This is a genomic window from Vibrio neptunius (assembly GCA_019339365.1).
Taxonomy (GTDB): domain Bacteria; phylum Pseudomonadota; class Gammaproteobacteria; order Enterobacterales; family Vibrionaceae; genus Vibrio; species Vibrio neptunius.
In genome coordinates this window covers 3,285,967-3,306,768 of sequence record CP079859.1, presented here as the reverse complement: position 1 = coordinate 3,306,768, position 20,802 = coordinate 3,285,967, and the positions used below count along the sequence as shown (strand labels likewise).

Below are 20,802 nucleotides of genomic sequence, written 5' to 3'. Positions count from 1 at the left end.
TTTACAGCTCACTAAAAACACTCTGTTTGACCCGCCTCCGTAATAGCCACGAAATCCCCTGTCTGATAAAGCGATGCCTGATTTACTCGCAAGTTAAACACATGTTTGAAACGGTTTTACAGCTCTAATTTTACTGTAATTAAATTACGTAACTGGTTACATTTTGGTGATCAAAATCAACAACTTATAGGCAGCGGAATAAAACTTTGAATTTAGTCATTAGGCTACATTAGTCCTTTTGCTCTACCGTATGTTGGTGTAGTTTAAATGAAGGCTCTGTAAGACTTATGTCTAGATTGAAAAGGCAAACCAAGTTAGCCAAGTTAGAGCTCACAAGACAAAATAAACGAAGAAGATAGTGATCAATTAGGATGTTTGATTGTTGTTTTATAGTTACAAATGTAACTCTTCAAAAATTAGAGTAACCACTGATACAACCCATAACAGTTGTCGTTGTATCGGAGCGTTAAAGGAAGAGAATATGCTTGCCAACACACCAGATAGAGAAAAAACAACAGCCGAAGCCCAAGAAACCTTACACCAAGAAGGCATGCTTGAAGTGACTGGTACCCTTTCACCAGAACATCAGGCGATTTTCCCTGTTGAAGCCCAAACCTTTTTATCTCTTCTGTGTGCTCAGTTTGCCAGCGAGACCGATACACTGCTTGCTCAGCGTGAAGAAAAGCAAGCACGTATTGATGCTGGGGAACTGCCAGACTTTCTCGAAGATACACAAGATATCAGAGAAGGTAGCTGGAAAATTCTTGGTATCCCTCAAGATCTGCAAGACCGTCGCGTAGAAATCACGGGTCCTACTGACCGCAAAATGGTGATTAATGCGCTGAATGCGAACGTGAAAGTGTTTATGGCGGATTTTGAAGACTCGATGTCCCCCGCCTGGGATAAGGTGTTAGATGGTCAAATCAACCTGCGTGACGCAGTAGATGGCGAGATCAGCTACACCAACCCTGTTAATGGTAAGCAATATGAGTTGAAGGATGATCCAGCGGTTTTGATCTGCCGAGTACGTGGTTTACACCTAAAAGAAAAACACGTGACGTTTAATGGTGAGATCATTCCGGGAGCTTTATTCGACTTTGCGCTTTATTTTTACAATAACTACAAAGCGCTAATGAAAAAGGGCAGCGGCCCATACTTCTACCTACCAAAACTGCAATCGCATAAAGAAGCGCAGTGGTGGAGCAAAGTGTTCCATTTTACTGAGGATTACTTTGGCCTAGACACAGGTACTATCAAAGCCACCGTGCTGATTGAAACACTGCCAGCCGTGTTTGAAATGGATGAAATCCTATTTTCGCTTAAAGAACATATTGTTGGTCTTAATTGCGGTCGCTGGGATTACATCTTTAGCTACATCAAAACACTGAAAAAGCACCCAGATCGTGTCCTTCCGGATCGTCAGGTTGTGACCATGGATAAGCCGTTCCTAAATGCTTATTCGCGTTTACTTATCCGTACCTGTCATCGTCGTGGCGCTTTTGCAATGGGGGAATGGCAGCATTCATTCCAGCAAAAGATCCACAGGAGAATCAAAAGGTTCTCGACAAAATTCAAAACGATAAATCACTGGAAGCAAATAACGGCCATGACGGTACTTGGGTGGCTCACCCTGGTTTAGCCAACACGGCAATGGAAGTGTTTGGCAGTGTGCTGGGCGAGAGAACTAATCAACTTGATGTTTATCGTTCGGATGACGCGCCAATTACTGCCAATGATCTGCTCGCGCCTTGCCAAGGAGAACGAACAGAGCAGGGCATGCGTCACAACATTCGAGTGGCACTCCAATACATTGAAGCTTGGATTTCTGGTAATGGCTGTGTCCCTATCTACGGCTTGATGGAAGACGCCGCAACGGCAGAGATTTCTCGGGCTTCGATCTGGCAATGGATTCAGCATGGAAAAGCGCTCGACAATGGCCAGGTGGTAACCAAAGCCTTGTTCGAACAATACCTCAGTGAAGAAATTGACGTCGTGAAAACAGAAGTTGGAGATGAACGTTATCAGGCGGGGCGTTTTGAAGAAGCGGCTGAACTGATGGCCAGATTGACCACCAGCGACGAACTAACGAACTTTTTAACCATTCCAGGTTACGACTACTTGGATTAAAGAACTCTGTCATCCTCGAGAGGGAGGGACGACCGAGTTGGGGATCTCCAACAGTGTATAGAGATTTCCTACTCCGCTCGTACCTCATTATAGGGAATGACGAAATATTCAAACAATAACGTGAATCGTCTGCGGCAGAGCAGGAAGTACTGCCAAGGAACAAGGAAACATAGCGCCCGTTACATAACATAAGAAGCGCTCATCAAAAGAGGGATAGACCGATGACTAATTTAACTCGCCGCCAACAAATCGAAGCTCTTGAAAAAGACTGGGCAACTAACCCACGCTGGAAAAATGTAAAGCGTCCATATACAGCAGAAGAAGTCGTAGAACTGCGCGGTTCGATGGTGCCAGCCAACACAATTGCGCAGCGCGGTGCAGACAAACTGTGGTCTTTGGTCAACGGTGATGCTAAGAAAGGTTACGTAAACTGTTTGGGTGCATTGACAGGTGGTCAAGCAGTACAGCAAGCGAAAGCGGGTATTGAAGCGATTTACCTATCAGGTTGGCAAGTAGCGGCAGATAACAATACTGCATCGACTATGTACCCTGACCAATCGCTTTACCCGGTTGACTCAGTGCCTTCAGTGGTTAAGCGCATTAACAACTCATTCCGTCGTGCGGACCAAATCCAATGGTCTGGCGGTAAATCACCGGCGGATGAAGGCGGTATCGATTACTTTCTACCAATCGTTGCAGACGCAGAAGCCGGTTTTGGAGGCGTACTCAATGCTTATGAGCTAATGAAGTCGATGATTGACGCTGGCGCAGCAGGTGTTCACTTTGAAGATCAGCTTGCATCAGTGAAAAAGTGTGGTCACATGGGGGAAAGTTCTCGTACCTACTCAAGAAGCGGTTCAGAAGTTGGTAGCAGCTCGTCTCGCTGCTGACGTAGCAGGCACAACGACGCTGGTTATCGCTCGTACGGATGCAAACGCGGCAGACCTACTGACGTCGGATTGCGACCCATACGATAAAGACTTCATTCAAGGCGACCGTACTCAAGAAGGTTTCTACCGTGTACGTGCAGGCATTGATCAAGCGATTTCCCGCGGCCTAGCTTACGCACCATACGCTGACCTCATCTGGTGTGAAACGGCAACCCCGTGTTTAGAAGAAGCGCGTAAGTTTGCAGAAGCGATTCACGCTGAATACCCAGAGCAGCTGCTTGCGTACAACTGTTCTCCTTCGTTCAACTGGGAGAAGAACTTGGATGCAGAAACCATTGCCAAATTCCAGCAAGAGCTCTCTGACATGGGCTACAAGTACCAGTTCATCACACTAGCAGGTATTCACAATATGTGGTTCAACATGTTCGAACTTGCGCATGACTACGCACAAGGTGAGGGTATGCGCCACTACGTTGAAAAAGTACAGCGTCCAGAATTCCAAGCAGCAGAGAAAGGCTACACCTTCGTTGCGCATCAGCAAGAAGTGGGTACAGGTTACTTCGATAAGATGACCAACACCATCCAAGGTGGCAACTCATCAGTCACGGCTCTGACTGGTTCAACGGAAGAGGACCAGTTCTAAAGTATCCCTGTCATGATGACCAAGGCTCTCACTTGCTAGCCTTCGGTCATCGATATTCTGTTTAGGCACAAACTTTGACATGCTTTGAGCGGCTCAGGCCGTTCTTTTTTTGTCTTAAAGTTTGAAAAAGCGTAACAGGTCTTTTTTGTTTTACAGCCAAAGAAGCGAGCTCTTCACTGGCGCTCTTACTTTGCTGAATACCTGAGACGTTTTGGTTGACTAGGTCGAAGGTGAGGGAGACGCTTTGCGAAATGTCTTGTGTCACGCCAGACTGCTCTTCAGAGGCAGCGGCAACCTGAGTGTTCATATCCGAAATTAAGCCAACCGATTCAGTAATAGAGGCAAATGCTGAACTGAGCTCTTCACTGTATTTACGTGACTCTTCAGCCAGCGCTAAGTTAGATTGCATAAACTGATTGGCCTCTTGTGCTTGAATCTGTAAGCGCGAGATAATTTCTTGAATATATACGGTCGATTGCTGAGTTTTCGCTGCGAGAGAGCGTACTTCATCGGCAACAACAGCAAATCCGCGGCCTTGTTCCCCTGCGCGAGCTGCCTCGATCGCGGCGTTCAATGCAAGTAAGTTAGTTTGCTCTGAAATAGAGTTAATTACTTCCACCACCGTGCCAATCTCATCAGAGTTCTCTTGTAGTTGGTTAACGAGCTTCGAGGTTTCGCCAATCGAACTGTTAATTTTACTCGCGATTTGATCAGAGGAATCAAGAGAGTTACCGCCATTATGTACATTGGTGGACGCTTGAGATGCCGAATTTTCAGCGTTAGCTGCGTTTTGGCTAACTTCACTTGCGGTACTTGAAAGCTCATTGATCGCCGTTGCAATTTGCTCCATTTGGCTCAGTTCCTGACGAGCATTGTTTTCGGTTTCCTCCATTACAGCCGACAGCTCAACTGAAGCCGAAGACACGTTGTCTGAGATCTGATGAAAGCCATCAATGATTCGGCGAAGCTCAGTACGCATTTGCAAGATGTTGGCGTAAATCCCGGTTTCGTTGCCCGTTGTCTGGATATGCTTGGACAAGTTACCCTTAGATACGTCAGCGACCATTTTTTCAATATCGCTTGGTTCGCCACCAACTACTTTTAGTACGTTGCGATAAATTGCGCTGGCGATGCCCAATGCAATAATAATGACGAGTGCAGAAAGAACGAAAATAGTCCACTGAGCATTAGAAAAGCGCTCGACCATTTCAGGGCCAAGACTGTTCTGGCTTTCTTGCGTTGTCAATTTTATCTCTTCAATGTTTTTCGCCGCAGAGGCGCCTATGACATCCAGTGTGCCAGAGATGATTTGGTTGCGAGAGTTGATAGTTGTAACTACGTTTGCCAGTGCCTCGCGGTACTGTTTGAGTGATGCTTGAAACACACTGAGATGTGATATTTGCTCAGACGTTATCAACTGCGACTCAACTTGTGCTGTGATTTGCGCGACTTTGACTAATTCTTCGATAGCAATATCCGCATCGCTTTGCGCATTGCTAGTAAGGAACTTCAAAGCATAAAGGTTTGACAACAATACATATTGCTTAAGGGACCTCGTACTGACTGCCACATCTGAATCATCCTCAATCACAGCTTGATTCATGATATTTGTTAATGACGTTATCATATTGAGACTGGCAGGATCCAACTGCTCTTTTACCAACTGATTGCGTTGATTAACCAGTTGGATGACTTGATTAAAGCCTTGCTCATATTGTTCGAGCTGATTTTTGATAGAGACGAATTCGGACTTGTGGCTGTCATAAATATGAGAGTCGAGAACTTCCGCTATTAAAGTGATAGATGTGTTGAGACGCTCATTTAGCGTAGCGATGTTTGCTGGATTGTGGTTCTGAATGTACTTCAAGGCGGCTAGACGAGCCTCAAGAATGTTCGCTTGAATACGACCTGTATAGACACTGGTTAATGACAGTTCACGATATGTCTTGAACCCAACATTGGATTGATAGAATCGAAATGAAGCGAAAACGGAGATAACCAATATAAGGGCCAAAGTTACCCCAAACCCCCAGGTTAATAGTTTTTTAAGGCTCATGCTAATTTCCCTGTAAATATAAATTTTTAATTTCCTTGTTTATACTGACGCGGATATGTGTTTTATTTTTATAAATTATTAAATAATTTATGGTGGAAGTTTGGTGGTTTCTTAGACAAAGGTCGTAGGGGGGCTTTGAGTCAAAGATATTTTTAACTAATTTTTTTGTAAATTAAATAGAAATGATATGAGGGCTCTTGGGGAATGATATTCAGGGCATTTAGCAGCGCTTTACTGATCTAATTTTAGATTACCGATTTATTGGATACTAGGATAGGGCGGGATCGCACTTTGTGAGCAACGATGATCTAATAGGCTCAAACCCACAAATCGGTACCAACTTTGAGCCTCATAGAACACCTTTCGGTTGTCGAAGATACGCGGTTATCCATCAATCAAAAGCATGATTTAGTCGACATTATTTTCCTTGTCATTAGCGCCATAACTGCTGGTAGCGAGGGCTGGCAAGATATTGAAACCTATGGCGAACATAAACTGGAATGGCTTAGAAAATATCGACCATTTGCTCACGGTATCCCTCGTCGGCACACCATCGCAAGAATATTGCATTCCGTTGTCGCCGAATCTTTACTCGAAGCTCTCGCATTGTGGATTAATGAGCAAAGAGAAAATCAGAGTAAACCGGTTATCGCTTTCGATGGAAAAGTACTTTGCGGTTCTTCTCGCTCTCACCCCAAAACGGCACTACAACTGGTTACTGCCTACGATACAGAGCGTGGTCTTGTTCTCAGCTAGAAACCGACAGAAACAAAGAATGGCGAAATTAATGTTGTACGGCAGATGCTTGATATTATTAACGTTAAGGGCAGTATTATCACCGTTGATGCATTACATTGTCAGCGTAAGACATTAGAAAAATGGCGGCGAAAAACGCTCATGTTGTTGTCCAAGTAAAGAAGAGCGTACTGTGTTTCAACTGAAAGCAAAGCTATCTCAGGAACTCGCAGAAAAGTGGCCAATAATACGCAGTATTATTGCCGTAGAGCGTCACCGTACCATCAACGAGAAAGGTACTGTAGATCCCCCGTATTATGTCAGCTTTCATTCACCCACCCACCCACCCAACCACAAGCTACTTGGTCATTATATCCGTCAACACTGGTGCATCGAAAACAGTCAACACTATGTTTTAGATGTTGTTTTTAAAGAAGACAGTTCACGAATCTGTTTAGACGCTTTGTGATGAACATGCTCAAATAATGTGAGTGCGGCGCTCCGAGCCAAAGACAAAAACTAAAAAAGCGGGTTGGTGTGACGATAACAGAGCACAAGTATTCTTTGGTTTATACATTTGCTCGCGCTCTAGTCATAGAGTGGCTGATGATCGTCAGTCACTCTTTTATTTCTTACCGCCATTGCCTAAGAACATGCCAGTCGCTTTTTTTGCGACGGATAGATGTTTTTATGGCGTTACTCCTCTGTAAACAAAAAAAATGTTATAAGCCTTCCAATATTGAGTTGAATTTTTATTTCTTGTTTTCATCTGTTTGACTTTTAATCTCAATCTTATAGGTAAAGAGTAAGTGTATTTACTATGTTATTTGGTCATTTTGACTGAATTGATAGTTAAAATAACTATATTGCATTACTCGAATACCGTTCAGCTATTGACATCGCTAAAATTGCTCAGCAGGGTCAAAAACTATCACTTCTTATAAGTTTGAGACTTTTAAATATAAATCTATTAATAGTATCAAGATGGCAAGTAACCTAGACGTTGGATAGGGCTTCTTAGCGTCAGTGAGTAGAGAGCATGCTGACGTAAAAATTTAGTGTGAAAAGTGCGCTGACTCTGCATTTCATAGAATGACCATTATCAGAAACTGAATGTCTTTAACAATGGAAATTCGACGGTAATGACTTTTACCTTGCATCATCATAAACCTGTCAGAATTGAAATGTAGTGAATCGCGATGAAATTTAAAATAAGAAATGGGACGTTAAATGTATCAGTGAAACAGCAAACGGTTCCACTCGATGAACTTTTATCCTTTGCATCTAGAGAAAATCCCAAAAGAGGCTTCCTGTTTGTTTCCAAAGTCCTAGGAAAGCATTCACCCGTTAAGCCGAAAGACATGAGAGCCAGCTACGACATGCTGATTGAACCACTCGATGAAGATTGCCCAACATTTGTGGTTGGTATGGCTGAAACGGCGACAGGGCTAGGTGCAGGTGTTGCTGATAGTTTGTCTAAAAAGCAGTCAGCTTCTGTGTTTTACCAACACACGACAAGAACGGATACACCGGAGCCGATATGGTTTACGTTAGATGAAGCACATAGTCACGCAGTAGATCATATCTTTTATCAGCCGAAGGCGGAGTTGCTTCCTCAGATTATTTCTTGTCAGAGGTTGATACTCGTTGATGATGAAATTTCTACAGGTCGAACTCTCAAACTTTTGGGAGACAAATTACTTGATAAGCTTCCCAATCTTAAACAAGTCGTGATTGTCTCACTCGTTAATTGGCTTGATGAAACGAGTAAACAGCAATTCGAGGATTGGTTTACCTCTGTAAAATTCACATCACTTTTGGAGGGGAGTTTTGAATTTGATGCTGACTCAAACCTTGCACTTAAATTACCAGACAACGTCGATAAGGCGCTCTCGAAAGCCAATTCGAGAAAGGATTTAGGACGCTTCGCAATTGAGATGCCTTTTCAAGGTGACATACCTAGGATTGATATTTCTAAACCTATTACTGTGGTTGGTGATGGAGAACATTTGTATCTGCCATTTCTCATTGCAGAGCGGGCAGAACAACAAGGTGGAGATGTTGTGTTTCAGTCGACATCCCGTTCTCCAATAATGCTAGGGGATGCGATTGAAACTAAGCGCGCTTTTCGGATAGATGAACGTAGTGTTGAACATTACATTTACAATTTTGATGATCAAGATCGAGCGGCTGTGCATTTAATAGAAGATGAATCGCAGAGAGAAATCCATCAGTTTGCCAAGTTATATCCACTGAAAAATTTACTGGTTACACATTGATGAAAACGATACTGTTTACAGATATTGATGACTGTTTGATTGCCACGGAAAAAAAAACATCCTCCGGGTACCACACTTGCTGTTGCCGCATTGGATATTGATGGAAATCCGCGTTCATTTATATCGCCAAAGCAGAAGGCGCTACTAGATATTTTTTCCCGTTCAAACAGCAATATTATTCCTGTTACAGGGCGAAGCCTCGAAACTTTAAATAGAGTAAATCTAGCAGAGTTATTCAACTCCTGGAAAATTGTATCTCATGGTGCACTGATCGTTGATGCCGACGGAAATATTGATAAAGAATGGATGAAGTATCAGTGTGATGAATTTTCTCTATCTTGTTGGTCAACATCATTACATGATTTGAGTAGATGCATTAATGAATTGATCGAAAGCGCTGAATTTTCAGCGGCTAGTTATGTAGTATCTGAAGGTGAATTAGATTGTTATATCTGTATCAAATGTCAGGAAGGTACGGATTATGACTTAGTGTTTGATCAAGTTTCCAGCCTATTAGAGAGCATTGAACTACAACTCAAAATCCATGTTAATGGTCGCAATATGGCATTACTACCACCTTATACGAGAAAGACTCGCGCTGTTGAGTATTTAATTAAATCACATTCCCTAGACAATAATACTCTTTTGGTCAGTTTAGGTGATAGCTTGTCAGATTTGCCGTTTATGAAAAAAGCGGACTTCGCATTGATGCCGACCAATAGTCAGATCTCCAACAGTGTATCATGGTAATGAAAATGTATAACTTAAATGAACCCATTACCGGGAGCTATACCAGAGAAGATTGTGAATTTTTGCTGGATATCATCGATCCCGTTTACTGTGACATAGAAGATAAAGAAACGCTTATTCAATCAGGAAAGCGACATTACTCTGAAATGCTCAGTAAAGAAGTAAAGCCAACAGATAAATACAATGAACTTTTCTTTACTTTTACGAAAAAGTACAAGAGAAAGCTAGCCCAACATATCTTAACGCTGGCTAAAATTATTGATAGAAATAGGCCAGGAGAGATAGTTCTTGTATCTTTGGCTAGAGCTGGCACGCCAATTGGAGTATTGCTTAAAAAGGCATTGGAATTGCACTTTAACCGTGAGGTTCGTCATTACAGTATCAGTATTATTCGAGATCGAGGTATTGATACCAACGCCTTAGATTACTTGATTAAAGAGAAAAATATTGCATCACATTCGATCACCTTTATTGACGGTTGGACGGCGAAAGGGGTGATAACTCGAGAGTTAAAGTCATCCATTGAGCGATATAATTTAGACAACAATACCATGATTCCAGACGATTTGTATGTTATTTCAGACAGTGGTGGTTGTGCTGACTTTTGTGCTACTGATGAAGATTACCCCATTCCTTCATCCATGCTCAATTCCACCGTCTCAGGGTTGATATCGCGAAGCGTTTGGCAATCTAAAAACACTGGTAGATTTCATGGCTGTGTAGTTAATCATCATCTAGCTGATGATGATCACTCTCAATGGTTTATTGACCAGATTGTCTTTGAATTTAATAAAGAATCAGAGCATAGCGCTGATGTATTAGAAAACAATACTGTGCGTCAAGAGAAAATGAAGGCCTTTATAGACAATATGAAGCGAATTCATGCTATATCAGATATTAACTATATGAAACCAGGGATTGCGGAGTCAACTCGAGTAATGCTCCGACGAGTCCCTTCACTATTAATATTACGCTCTCTAGATAGCCCTAAGGTACAACACTTGATTCTATTAGCCAAAGAAAAAAATGTTACAGTTGTTGAACAGAAAAAACTTTTATTTGAAGCCTGCGCAATCATTAAAACCATGAATAAAGGTGCTGCATGATGCAAGAACATATGTACTTTTCACTCGGAGCTACTTTATATACACCTTGTACTCATGACAAGTTAAGTCAGATAATGTCAAACGGTTTAGGCTCTAAGAGTATGGTGTTTTGTACTGAAGATGCAGTATCGGATGATCAACTAAAGCTGAGTTTAGATAACCTAAAAAATGCACTATTAGTGTTAGAAGATAACTCTAAGTTTAAGCGTTTTATTCGGCCAAGAAATGCTGTGGTACTAAAAGAAATATTAGGTTTCGATGGAATTGAAAAGATTGATGGCTTTGTATTACCCAAGTATGATTTAACAACCTTAAATGAATATCATGATGTCTTAATCTCCTCTTCTCATCCATTTAAAGTCATGCCGACACTTGAATCTTCTGAAGTGATGTGTCCGAAAAATTTGGTACTAATTCGAGAGCAACTCAACTCAATCAAAGACCGTATTATATGCCTAAGAATAGGTGGGAACGACTTATTCAATATTCTTGGGATTAAACGAATGCCTGGACAGACTATCTATGACACGCCTTTGCGAATCATCATAGAGCAATTGATTATTACGTTTAGACCTCATGGATATGAACTTTCTGCGCCTGTCTTTGATTTTTTAGAAGATAGAGTGACACTTGAAAAGGAGCTTCGCATGGATCTGAATTTTGGTTTTTTTGGTAAGACGGCAATACATCCAGAACAAGTCACTGTGATTGAGAATTTTTTTCATGACTACTCGAGTGGTTACATAAAACAAGCTGAGTCAATCTTAGATCAAAGCTCTCCAGCAATTTATCAAATGAGTGGACAAATGATGGAAACGGCCTGCCACCGAAACTGGGCCCAAAGAACGAAACATTTAGCGAATTCTTTTAATTATTACTGAAGCAGCTTTTAGGAGCCAATGATTAAATTCAGTTACAATATAAAATTTAATCATTATTTATAAATAATAAACAATCAATTGAACTATTTTGTTGATTGTTACTGAAGAAGAATATTTTATATGATAAAGACTTTTCATCACAAAGTGGCAAGTAAATCGGATAAAAGCCAGAACCTTGAAGATGACGCCTCCTCGTCACTTCAATCTTCTTCGGGTAGCCCAAAGGTAAAGCAGTTTTTTGGCGTTGCCTCTTCGAGAAATAAACACGATGAGTCTCCTGCAAGCGAAGAGTCATTGAAAGAATCGATCAAATCAGAAAACGGTTCCTCTAACCAAGGTGTTGATAGAAAACCATCAGTCTTGTTTAGTAATAAAATTAAATCGATTCAGAGTGATGTTGTCGATATTGATGAATCTCTGATACAAAGAATTGAGTTACTCTGTGAAAAAGAGTTTAACGGATTAGTGCTTTCTAAAGGAGAGCATTTGATCATAAGTAATATTAAGTCTGCAATAAATTTCGATGACCCTTCGTGTCAAATTGAGTTTGGTAGCCAGCTTTCAAAACGATTCCAAGATGTACAAGGATTTTTGTCCGATTACGCAAAGATAGGTAAAGTTGACCGAATCCTTGAATTGGGTAAGGTTATCATTGAATTAGCGAAAAGCATTGATATAAACATATTTAATCCAAATAAAATATCAACAAAAATATCTAGTTTTTTAGGCAGTAAGAAACAAAAGATACGTAAGCTTAAGTTTGAATTCGATAGTGTTAGTGACCGTATTGACCTTAGGATAAATAGAATATTTGATAATTTAAATGAAACGCATACAACTTTGGATGAATTTAGAAAATGGTCTCAGGAACTATCGAAATTACAGAGTGAAGTAAGGCTAAATATTATTGCGCTCACATTAATTATCGAAAGCCGCTCCGGAATAGATAGCCAAATAAACAGGGATTTACCTGAGCTATTTAGGGATGGAAATAAAGAAGCGTTGAAGCGTTGGGATAGAAAGTTAAATAACCTTAAAGCGCTTGGTCAGTCTATAGAATTAACATTCCCACAAATGGAATTATATACCAGTAATCTAGTGACTAGTTTCGAAAGACTTGAAGAGATTAAAGTGAATATTATTCAAGTATGGAAACAACAGTTTCTGAGCGTTATTGCTGTAGATGAATCTAATGATGCTACTATGTATTACGAACTCAATGATATTCAGCAAACCCTAATTAAAAATATAGAGGATCTTCAATAAATGACTTTTAAACCTGCGAGCTTTAGTCCAAGTAGAGCTATGTCAAATACAGTGGTTGAAACCACACCAATAACAGGTGAGTTATTACCTCAAATTGATCTTAATAAACTTGATTCACAACTCAATGTTGCCATTGAAATGTATCAGAAGGAACTAACAGAAGCCGGATTGGACTCCCGAGAGGTTTATTCACAAGTTTATACGCAGTTAAAAGATAGCGATATATTTTCTTCTCATGGAATATCAACACTCGGTCAATCTTCTGCCGAGAGAATTGGAGAATATTCTGATTCTATGTTGAAGCATGTGCGTACTAAAGATCTTGAGGAAATGGGCGATAACTTAAATTCAGTTATTGGACTCGCGAAAGGAGTGGATATTTCCAGCCTCGTTGGTAAGGAAAGCTTTTTTGGAAAGATTGTTCAGAAATTCCGTAACACTAAAGAAGCTATCCTCGCTCAATTTAATTCAGTTAGTACACAGTTAGATCGTGTAGTTAAAGAAGTCGATTCACAACAAAATCGTTTACAAGAAAGATCAGTACAACTTGATGTTGTATTTAACCAGAACATTCTTCAATATAAATCGTTATCTCAATCAATAGTATATGGTGAAGCTAGAGGATTATTGGTTAAAGATAAAATTGATGAACTGTCAGCTGATCCTGAAATGCACAGCTCTCCTCTTAAAGCTCAAATGGTGAGCGATTTGAAATCCAATTATGATCGTATTCAAAAGCGTACACATGATTTAAAGAGTTTGCAGCTATTAGCGTTGCAGACAGCGCCTATGATTCGAATGGTTCAAACTAATAATATTACTTTAATTGAAAAATTTAATAATATAAAAACACTAACCATTCCATCATGGAAAAAGCAATTTACGTTGGCTATTTCCATGCTCGAACAGAAAAAGTCACTGGAGCTTGCTTCAAAAATTGATGATGCCACCAATGACTTAATTCGCAAAAATGCAGATCTCTTAAGACAAAATACTTTGCAAACAGCCCAAGCAAATCAGCGTTCAGCAATAGATATTGAAACGCTCGAGCATGTTCAACAAACACTTATCTCTACACTTGAAGATGTCGTCGCTATCGAACAAGAAGGTGCGCGTAACCGCAAGGTAGCTGATGAGAAAATGGTTAGCATGAGACAAGAGCTTTCAAACTTGATGACAAATAAAAAAGGAAATGAATAATGGCTATTAATTTGGAAAAAGGCAGCTCAATTAACCTTAATAAAGTGGAACCGGCACTAACTAAATTGAAGTTGGGTCTAGGTTGGGATCTATTGGCAAACGAGCCGCCATTGGATCTCGATTGCAGTATATTTATTTGCAGCAATGATGCCCAACAACAACCTAAGCTCATTTCCGACAGTCACTTTGTTTTCTATAACAACCTTAAGTGCCCTCAAAATGCGGTAGTTCATGAGGGTGACAATCGAACTGGTGAGGGTGATGGCGATGACGAAGTCATCCATATCGATCTTCCGAATGTTGATCCAAAAGCGACTGAGTTATCGATATTTGTGACTATTCATAATGACCAAGGCAGTTTTTCAAAGGTAAATACGAGTTACATTCGTCTTTATAACGAACTCAGCGGCAATTTAATCGCTGAATACCGCTTGGGCCAAGAGTTTGCCAATGAATCTGCAGTTCAATTCGGTTCTTTGGTAAGAAACGGTAGTGAATGGTCGTTCCATGCTGTTGGAGCAGGCTATCAATTGGGGCTAGGCGACATTGTTGCTGGCTATCAATAAGGAAGACCATAATGGCGATTAATTTATCAAAAAATTCTTCTATCTCTTTGACAAAAGAGGTTGAAAAACTCTCCAAAGTCACGGTTGGGCTTGGATGGGATGTGGCAAAATCCAAAGGTTTCTTTTCGTCTCTATTTACTCCTGCTTCGATTGACCTCGATGCGTCGTGTATTTTGTTTGACGAAGACCTGAAAGAAGTAGATACCGTTTGGTTTGGGCAACTTAAGTCAAATTGCGGTGCAATCAAGCATAAAGGCGATAATCGTACCGGTGATGGTGATGGCGACGACGAACAGATTAGTATTACGTTGCCGAAACTTCCAAAGTCGGTGAAGCACCTTGCAATTACAGTCAACAGCTTTACTGGTCAGTCTTTCCAGAAAGTGGATAATGCATTTTGTCGTGTAATGGATCGCTCTGCCAAGGAAATATGCCGTTTTACTCTGTCAGAACAAGGCCCGCATACAGGTGTGTTTATTGGTTTGCTTAGCCTTAAGCAGGGAGAATGGACATTCAGCTCTAAGGGTATCCCAATGTCTGGTCGAACAGTAGATGATGTGAAAACACAGGTTGCAGCCCACATCTAACTCAGACTGAACGATAAACCAGCGTTTCTTTCTCCAGAACGCTGGTTATCCTCTGCACACAACTTATCAGAACTCTTGTTCTTGCGGTTCATTCTCTATCTGTAGTTCAAGCAAGTTGATCGCGATCGCGACAAAGTCACTGTCGGTGATAATTCCAACTAACTGGCCTTTTTCAACGACAGGTAGACAGCCTACTTTGTGTTTCTGCATGTAGATGGCACTTTCTTTTAATCCAGCCTGAGGAGAAACTGTCATGACACCTGTCTTCATGACTTCATATAATGGAGTATTCAAGGTGTAGGACTGATTTTCTGGAATTTGCTGTAAGCTTGATTCTTGTGCGGCCAGCACGTCACGTTGGGAAACTACGCCGAGTAGCTGCTTATTTGCATCAACGATTGGAACGTGGCGAATATCCAGTGCTTCCATGGTATGTTTTGCATCTGCAAGCAGGTGCGAACGCAGCAAGGTATGGGGGGTGCGCGTCATCATATCTTCGACTTTTATCATGGCTGCCTCCTGAGTGATAGAGTTATTGTTGTGGTCTCTTTTAATATAGTAATTTTTGACTCGCGAGTATGAGAGCTGGGTGGGTTTTCACCCCGATAACCTTGGAAAAGGTGTGGCGAATTATGTACAAAGTATCCATTCAACTTTACAGCCTTCCTCATTGCCTTTCTCAATACCCTTGTTAATTCCACATTGATTACAATATTTCACACCTCAATCCTTGCTATTGCGTTTGTGCGGCATATACTAGTCGGCTGCGAAAAACTCGTCGTCTGCTTGTGACAGAATCAGTTCGACTTCCATCACGACAAGATAAACCACGACAAAAGATTTAGTAACATGCAAGTATCTGATTTCCACTTTGACTTACCTGATGAGCTGATTGCTCGTTATCCTCAGCCTGAACGTACTGCTAGCCGTTTACTTCAACTGGATGGCAACAGTGGTGAACTAAGCGATGGCACGTTCATTGATGTACTTGAGCAAGTGCAGCCGGGCGATCTCGTGGTTTTCAATAATACTCGTGTGATTCCTGCGCGTATGTTTGGCCGTAAAGAATCAGGCGGTAAGTTGGAAGTATTGGTTGAACGTGTGTTGGATGAAAAAAGCATTCTGGCTCATGTGCGCTGTTCTAAATCGCCTAAACCAGGTTCAACCATCTTCATTGGTGAGAACGACGAGTATTCTGCACAAATGGTTGCCCGCCATGACGCCTTGTTTGAATTGAAATTCAATGCTGAGAAGAACGTGTTGGCGGTTTTGGAAGAGATCGGCCACATGCCACTTCCACCTTATATTGACCGCCCTGACGAAGATTCAGACAAAGAGCGTTACCAAACGGTTTACAATGAAAAACCGGGTGCTGTTGCGGCGCCAACCGCTGGTCTGCATTTTGATGAAGCGCTGCTTGAGAAGATCAAAGCGAAAGGTGCTGAGTTCGCTTATGTGACGCTTCACGTAGGCGCTGGTACATTCCAACCGGTTAAGGTCGAGAATATCAACGACCATCACATGCACGCAGAGTATGTGGAAGTACCGCAAGACGTGGTGGATGCGATTAACGCTGCCAAAGCGCGTAATGGTCGAATCATCGCAGTGGGTACAACTTCGGTACGCTCACTAGAAAGTGCAGCGCAGGATGCATTGAAGAAAGGCACAGCGCTTGCGCCATTCTTTGGTGATACTGAAATCTTTATCTACCCAGGTTACGAATATCAGTTAGTGGATTGTTTAATCACTAACTTCCACCTGCCAGAATCGACACTGATCATGTTGGTCAGTGCATTTGCAGGTTATGAAAATACGATGAACGCATACAAGCATGCAGTCGAAAACAAGTACCGTTTCTTCTCGTATGGCGACTCAATGTTCATTAAAAAGAAAACGGTATAGATTACTTTGAGAGATTCCTGATATCTCGTGCCTCGATTCAGGAATGACGGTTTTGTCATTCCATAGAGTGAGGAACGAGCGAGTAGGGAATCTCTTATGTTCAGCATTGAACTGAACGCAAACAATTTACGAGTGCTAGCAGTAGGCTAGGACGCAAATCAGAAGTTTGATTTGTCTCTCGCATGGAAGGCGACCGCTCCTCATATACCCTAACTAGTTAGGGTAGACAGCAAGATGATTACTATTTTGCTCTGAACTTAATGTCAGACTGTTTCTCTGACAATTGGAGGCTTCGTGAAGTTAAAATTTGATCTTAAGAAGAAAGATGGTGTTGCACGTCGTGGTCAACTGACCTTTGAGCGTGGTACGGTTCAGACACCTGCGTTTATGCCAGTTGGTACTTACGGTACTGTTAAAGGTATGACGCCTGAAGAAGTAAAAGGCACAGGTGCAGAGATTCTGCTTGGCAACACTTTCCACCTTTGGTTACGCCCAGGTCAGGAAATTATGAAAATGCATGGCGACTTGCACGATTTCATGAACTGGCACGGTCCTATCCTGACAGACTCAGGTGGTTTTCAGGTATTTAGTCTAGGTGACATCCGCAAAATCACTGAAGAGGGCGTACACTTCCGTAACCCTGTAAACGGCGACAAGATTTTCATGGACGCAGAAAAGTCGATGGAAATCCAAAAAGATCTCGGGTCTGACATTGTGATGATCTTTGACGAATGTACGCCATACCCAGCGACACACGCAGAAGCGAAAAAGTCAATGGAAATGTCGCTGCGTTGGGCACAGCGCTCACGTGATCATTTCGACAAGCTTGAAAACGAGAACAACCTATTTGGTATTGTTCAGGGTGGCGTTTACGAAGACCTACGTGATGTATCGGTGAAAGGCTTGACAGAAATTGGCTTCGACGGCTACGCAGTCGGTGGTTTGGCCGTTGGTGAACCAAAAGAAGACATGCACCGTATTCTTGAGCACACCTGCCCACAGCTTCCGGAAGACAAACCTCGTTACTTAATGGGTGTTGGCAAACCAGAAGATTTAGTAGAAGGTGTACGTCGCGGTATTGATATGTTTGACTGTGTAATGCCAACACGTAATGCTCGTAATGGTCACCTATTTGTGACTGGTGGTGTGATCAAGATCCGTAATGCGAAACATAAAACGGATACAACACCATTGGATCCTGAATGTGACTGTTACACTTGTCAAAATTACTCTAAGTCATACCTCCATCACTTAGATCGCTGTAATGAAATTTTAGGTGCTCGCCTGAATACCATTCACAACTTGCGCTACTACCAACGTGTGATGGAAAGTATCCGTAAGGCGATTGATGAAGATCGTTTTGATGAGTTCGTCAAAGAGTTCTATGAGCGTCGTGGCCGTGAAGTGCCGCCACTGGCGAAGGAACAGTAATTGACCAGATAAAAGAATTAAAGCCTTTGGCATTTTGCCAAAGGCTTTTGCTAATAAAGTAGGCAAACGCAGTGAATTTTTGAGAGAGTGATCGCTAATAGTCATTCTTTCTCTTGAAACTCAAAAGCGTAGGCCCAACTTGGAATATTAATAAAAAATAATAGAGGATTGTTTTAATGATTAATCAAGCTCACGCAGCAGCAGAAGGCGCACCAGCAGGTGGTGGTTTCGAAATGCTAATCATGCTTGGCATGTTCGCGGTCATTTTCTACTTTATGATTTACCGTCCACAAGCTAAGCGCGTGAAAGAACACAAGAGCCTAATGTCTTCCATGAGTAAAGGTGATGAAGTTCTAACTAGCGGTGGCCTAGTAGGTAAAATCACTAAGATTGCAGAAGACAACGACTACATCTCAATCGAGCTAAACACGAATAACGAAGTTGTTATCAAGAAAGATTTCGTTACTGCAGTGCTACCAAAGGGTACGCTGAAGTCTCTATAAAACAGCTAAAGGATCCTCGCTGTGCTTAACCGCTATCCGTTATGGAAGTATTTGATGGTGGTGTTTACCATCGCTATCGCAGCATTGTATGCACTTCCAAATATCTACGGTGAAGATCCGGCAATTCAAGTTACAGGGGCGCGTGGCGCCTCTGTAGATATGTCAACGCTGGATTCTGTCACTGAAGCTCTTGATGAAAAGGGCTTATCTCATAAATCCATTGCTCTCGAAAATGGATCCATTCTTGTACGCTTCAACGATACCGACACTCAGATAAGTGCTCGCGATGTGATCAATGAAGCACTAGGTAAAGACAAAATTGTTGCTCTTAATCTAGCCCCTGCAACACCTGACTGGTTAGAAGCGGTTGGCGCAGCGCCAATGAAGCTCGGCCTTGACCTTCGCGGTGGTGTTCACTTCCTGATGGAAGTGGATATGGACGCAGCGATGGAAAAGCTGGTCAGCCAGCAGGAAGAAGCGTTCCGTAGTGAACTGCGTGAAGAAAAGATTCGCTATCGTGCGATTCGTCCTTCAGGTCAAGAATCTGTTGAAGTCTTACTGCGTAATGAAGAGCAGCTTGCGGATGCCAAACGCTTACTGCAGCAAAACCATCCTGATATGATATTTGTCGATGCAGAGACTGATGGTCGTTTTACTCTGACGGCTACCTTTACTGAGCAACGCCTGACCGAAATTCGCAACTACGCTGTGGAGCAGAACATTACCATTCTGCGCAACCGTGTAAACGAACTGGGTGTGGCTGAACCACTTGTACAGCGTCAGGGCGCAAGCCGAATTGTTGTTGAACTGCCAGGTGTTCAGGACACCGCTCGTGCGAAGGAAATTCTGGGTGCGACGGCAACGCTTGAATTCCGCGAAGTCGACGACAAAGCGGATCTCGCTGCAGCAGCTAGTGGTCGCGCGCCAGCGGGTAGTGAAATCAAGCAAGATCGAGATGGTCGTCCAGTTGTGCTTAAAAAGCGTGTAATCCTAGGCGGTTCGAGCATCACTGATGCGAGCTCAAGTGTGGATGAATATGGTCGCCCTCAAGTTAACATCTCACTAGATAGCGAAGGTGGTAACAAGATGTCAGCGTTCTCTAAGAAGAACATTGGCAAGCTGATGGCAACCGTGTTTGCTGAATATAAAGACAGCGGACGCAAGACGGCAGATGGTCGCGTTATCCTGACTAAGCATGAAGAAGTGATTAACCAAGCAACGATTCAATCAGCGCTTGGCCGTAACTTCCGCATCACAGGTATCGATTCGGCGGCTGAAGCGCACAACCTGGCACTATTGCTTCGTGCAGGTGCTCTGATTGCGCCGATTTCTATTGTTGAAGAACGGACAATTGGTCCATCTATGGGTCAACAGAACATCGACATGGGTATCATGGCGTGTATCTGGGGTATGGCGGCAGTTATGCTATTCACGCTGCTTTACTACCGTAAGTTTGGTCTGATTGCCAATACCGCGCTGATGGTAAACCTTGTACTGATTATTGGTGTGATGTCGATGATTCCGGGCGCAACAATGACCTTGCCTGGTATCGCCGGTATTGTTCTGACAGTCGGCATGGCGGTCGATGCTAACGTCTTGATTTTCGAACGGATACGTGAAGAGTTACGTGACGGGCGAAACCCTCAGCAGGCGATTCATCAAGGTTATGCGAACGCATTCAGCACCATTGCCGATGCCAACATCACCACCTTGATTACCGCAATTATCCTGTTTGCTGTAGGTACAGGCGCAATCAAAGGCTTCGCGGTGACACTGTCTATCGGTATCTTAACGTCTATGTTTACTGCCATCATTGGTACACGTTGTATCGTGAACCTAATGTACGGTGGTAAGCGCATCAACAAACTGTCGATCTAAGG

Annotated in this window: 14 protein-coding genes and 3 pseudogenes; 15 read left to right on the top strand and 2 right to left on the bottom strand. The window is 42.3% G+C overall.

Features of this window, described 5'->3' with window-relative positions; genetic code table 11:
• Positions 1-481: 481 nt before the first annotated feature.
• Positions 482-2,127: pseudogene (gene aceB / locus KW548_15335) on the top strand (malate synthase A).
• Between the two features lie 221 nt (positions 2,128-2,348).
• Positions 2,349-3,660 (top strand): annotated as a pseudogene (gene aceA, locus KW548_15330) (isocitrate lyase).
• A 61-nt stretch (positions 3,661-3,721) separates the two neighbouring features.
• Here aceA and KW548_15325 read toward each other — a convergent pair.
• Positions 3,722-5,716 (bottom strand): methyl-accepting chemotaxis protein, encoded by a 1,995-nt coding sequence (locus KW548_15325; protein QXX06418.1) that lies wholly within the window; start codon positions 5,714-5,716, stop codon positions 3,722-3,724.
• Positions 5,717-6,058: 342 nt separating this feature from the next.
• Between KW548_15325 and KW548_15320 the strand changes: the two are divergent.
• The 9 genes and pseudogenes from KW548_15320 (at position 6,059) to KW548_15280 (ending at position 15,086) form a co-directional block, all read left to right on the top strand.
• A pseudogene (locus tag KW548_15320) lies at positions 6,059-7,020 on the top strand (ISAs1 family transposase).
• 630 nt (positions 7,021-7,650) lie between these two features.
• The gene (locus tag KW548_15315) at positions 7,651-8,730 is read left to right on the top strand and encodes a phosphoribosyltransferase family protein (protein QXX06417.1); all 1,080 of its coding nucleotides are present in this window, start codon (positions 7,651-7,653) and stop codon (positions 8,728-8,730) included.
• 39 nt (positions 8,731-8,769) lie between these two features.
• Positions 8,770-9,480, top strand: a complete 711-nt coding sequence (locus tag KW548_15310) for a hypothetical protein (GenBank protein ID QXX06416.1) — start codon at positions 8,770-8,772, stop codon at positions 9,478-9,480.
• 5 nt (positions 9,481-9,485) lie between these two features.
• On the top strand, positions 9,486-10,586 hold the full coding sequence (locus tag KW548_15305) for a cysteine protease StiP family protein (GenBank protein ID QXX06415.1): 1,101 nt from the start codon (positions 9,486-9,488) through the stop codon (positions 10,584-10,586).
• Entirely contained in the window at positions 10,583-11,467 is an 885-nt protein-coding gene (locus KW548_15300) for an HpcH/HpaI aldolase/citrate lyase family protein (protein ID QXX06414.1), read from the top strand. Before KW548_15305 ends, KW548_15300 begins: the two co-directional genes overlap by 4 nt.
• Positions 11,468-11,587: 120 nt before the next feature.
• A complete protein-coding gene (locus tag KW548_15295; GenBank protein QXX06413.1) occupies positions 11,588-12,733 on the top strand; it encodes a hypothetical protein in 1,146 nt (381 codons plus the stop codon).
• Positions 12,734-13,933 (top strand): toxic anion resistance protein, encoded by a 1,200-nt coding sequence (locus tag KW548_15290; protein QXX06412.1) that lies wholly within the window; start codon positions 12,734-12,736, stop codon positions 13,931-13,933. It begins immediately after the preceding gene.
• Entirely contained in the window at positions 13,933-14,499 is a 567-nt protein-coding gene (locus KW548_15285; GenBank protein ID QXX06411.1) for a TerD family protein, read from the top strand. The genes KW548_15290 and KW548_15285 overlap by 1 nt, the downstream gene beginning before the upstream one ends.
• A gap of 11 nt (positions 14,500-14,510) precedes the next feature.
• Positions 14,511-15,086, top strand: a complete 576-nt coding sequence (locus KW548_15280; GenBank protein QXX06410.1) for a TerD family protein — start codon at positions 14,511-14,513, stop codon at positions 15,084-15,086.
• 66 nt (positions 15,087-15,152) lie between these two features.
• Here the strand turns inward: KW548_15280 and KW548_15275 are convergent, their stop codons facing one another.
• Positions 15,153-15,596: a CBS domain-containing protein gene (locus KW548_15275; GenBank protein ID QXX06409.1), complete on the bottom strand. Its 444-nt coding sequence runs from the start codon at positions 15,594-15,596 to the stop codon at positions 15,153-15,155.
• Between the two features lie 339 nt (positions 15,597-15,935).
• Between KW548_15275 and queA the strand changes: the two genes are divergently transcribed.
• The 4 genes from queA to secD all read left to right on the top strand — a co-directional run bounded on the left by queA (position 15,936) and on the right by secD (position 20,800).
• Complete coding sequence (queA, locus tag KW548_15270) at positions 15,936-16,988, top strand: tRNA preQ1(34) S-adenosylmethionine ribosyltransferase-isomerase QueA (protein ID QXX06408.1); 1,053 nt, start codon at positions 15,936-15,938, stop codon at positions 16,986-16,988.
• Positions 16,989-17,282: 294 nt separating this feature from the next.
• Positions 17,283-18,419, top strand: a complete 1,137-nt coding sequence (gene tgt, locus KW548_15265; protein ID QXX06407.1) for a tRNA guanosine(34) transglycosylase Tgt — start codon at positions 17,283-17,285, stop codon at positions 18,417-18,419.
• Positions 18,420-18,595: 176 nt separating this feature from the next.
• The gene (yajC, locus tag KW548_15260) at positions 18,596-18,922 is read left to right on the top strand and encodes a preprotein translocase subunit YajC (protein ID QXX06406.1); all 327 of its coding nucleotides are present in this window, start codon (positions 18,596-18,598) and stop codon (positions 18,920-18,922) included.
• Between the two features lie 21 nt (positions 18,923-18,943).
• Positions 18,944-20,800, top strand: a complete 1,857-nt coding sequence (gene secD, locus KW548_15255; protein QXX06405.1) for a protein translocase subunit SecD — start codon at positions 18,944-18,946, stop codon at positions 20,798-20,800.
• The last annotated feature ends 2 nt before the right edge of the window (positions 20,801-20,802 follow it).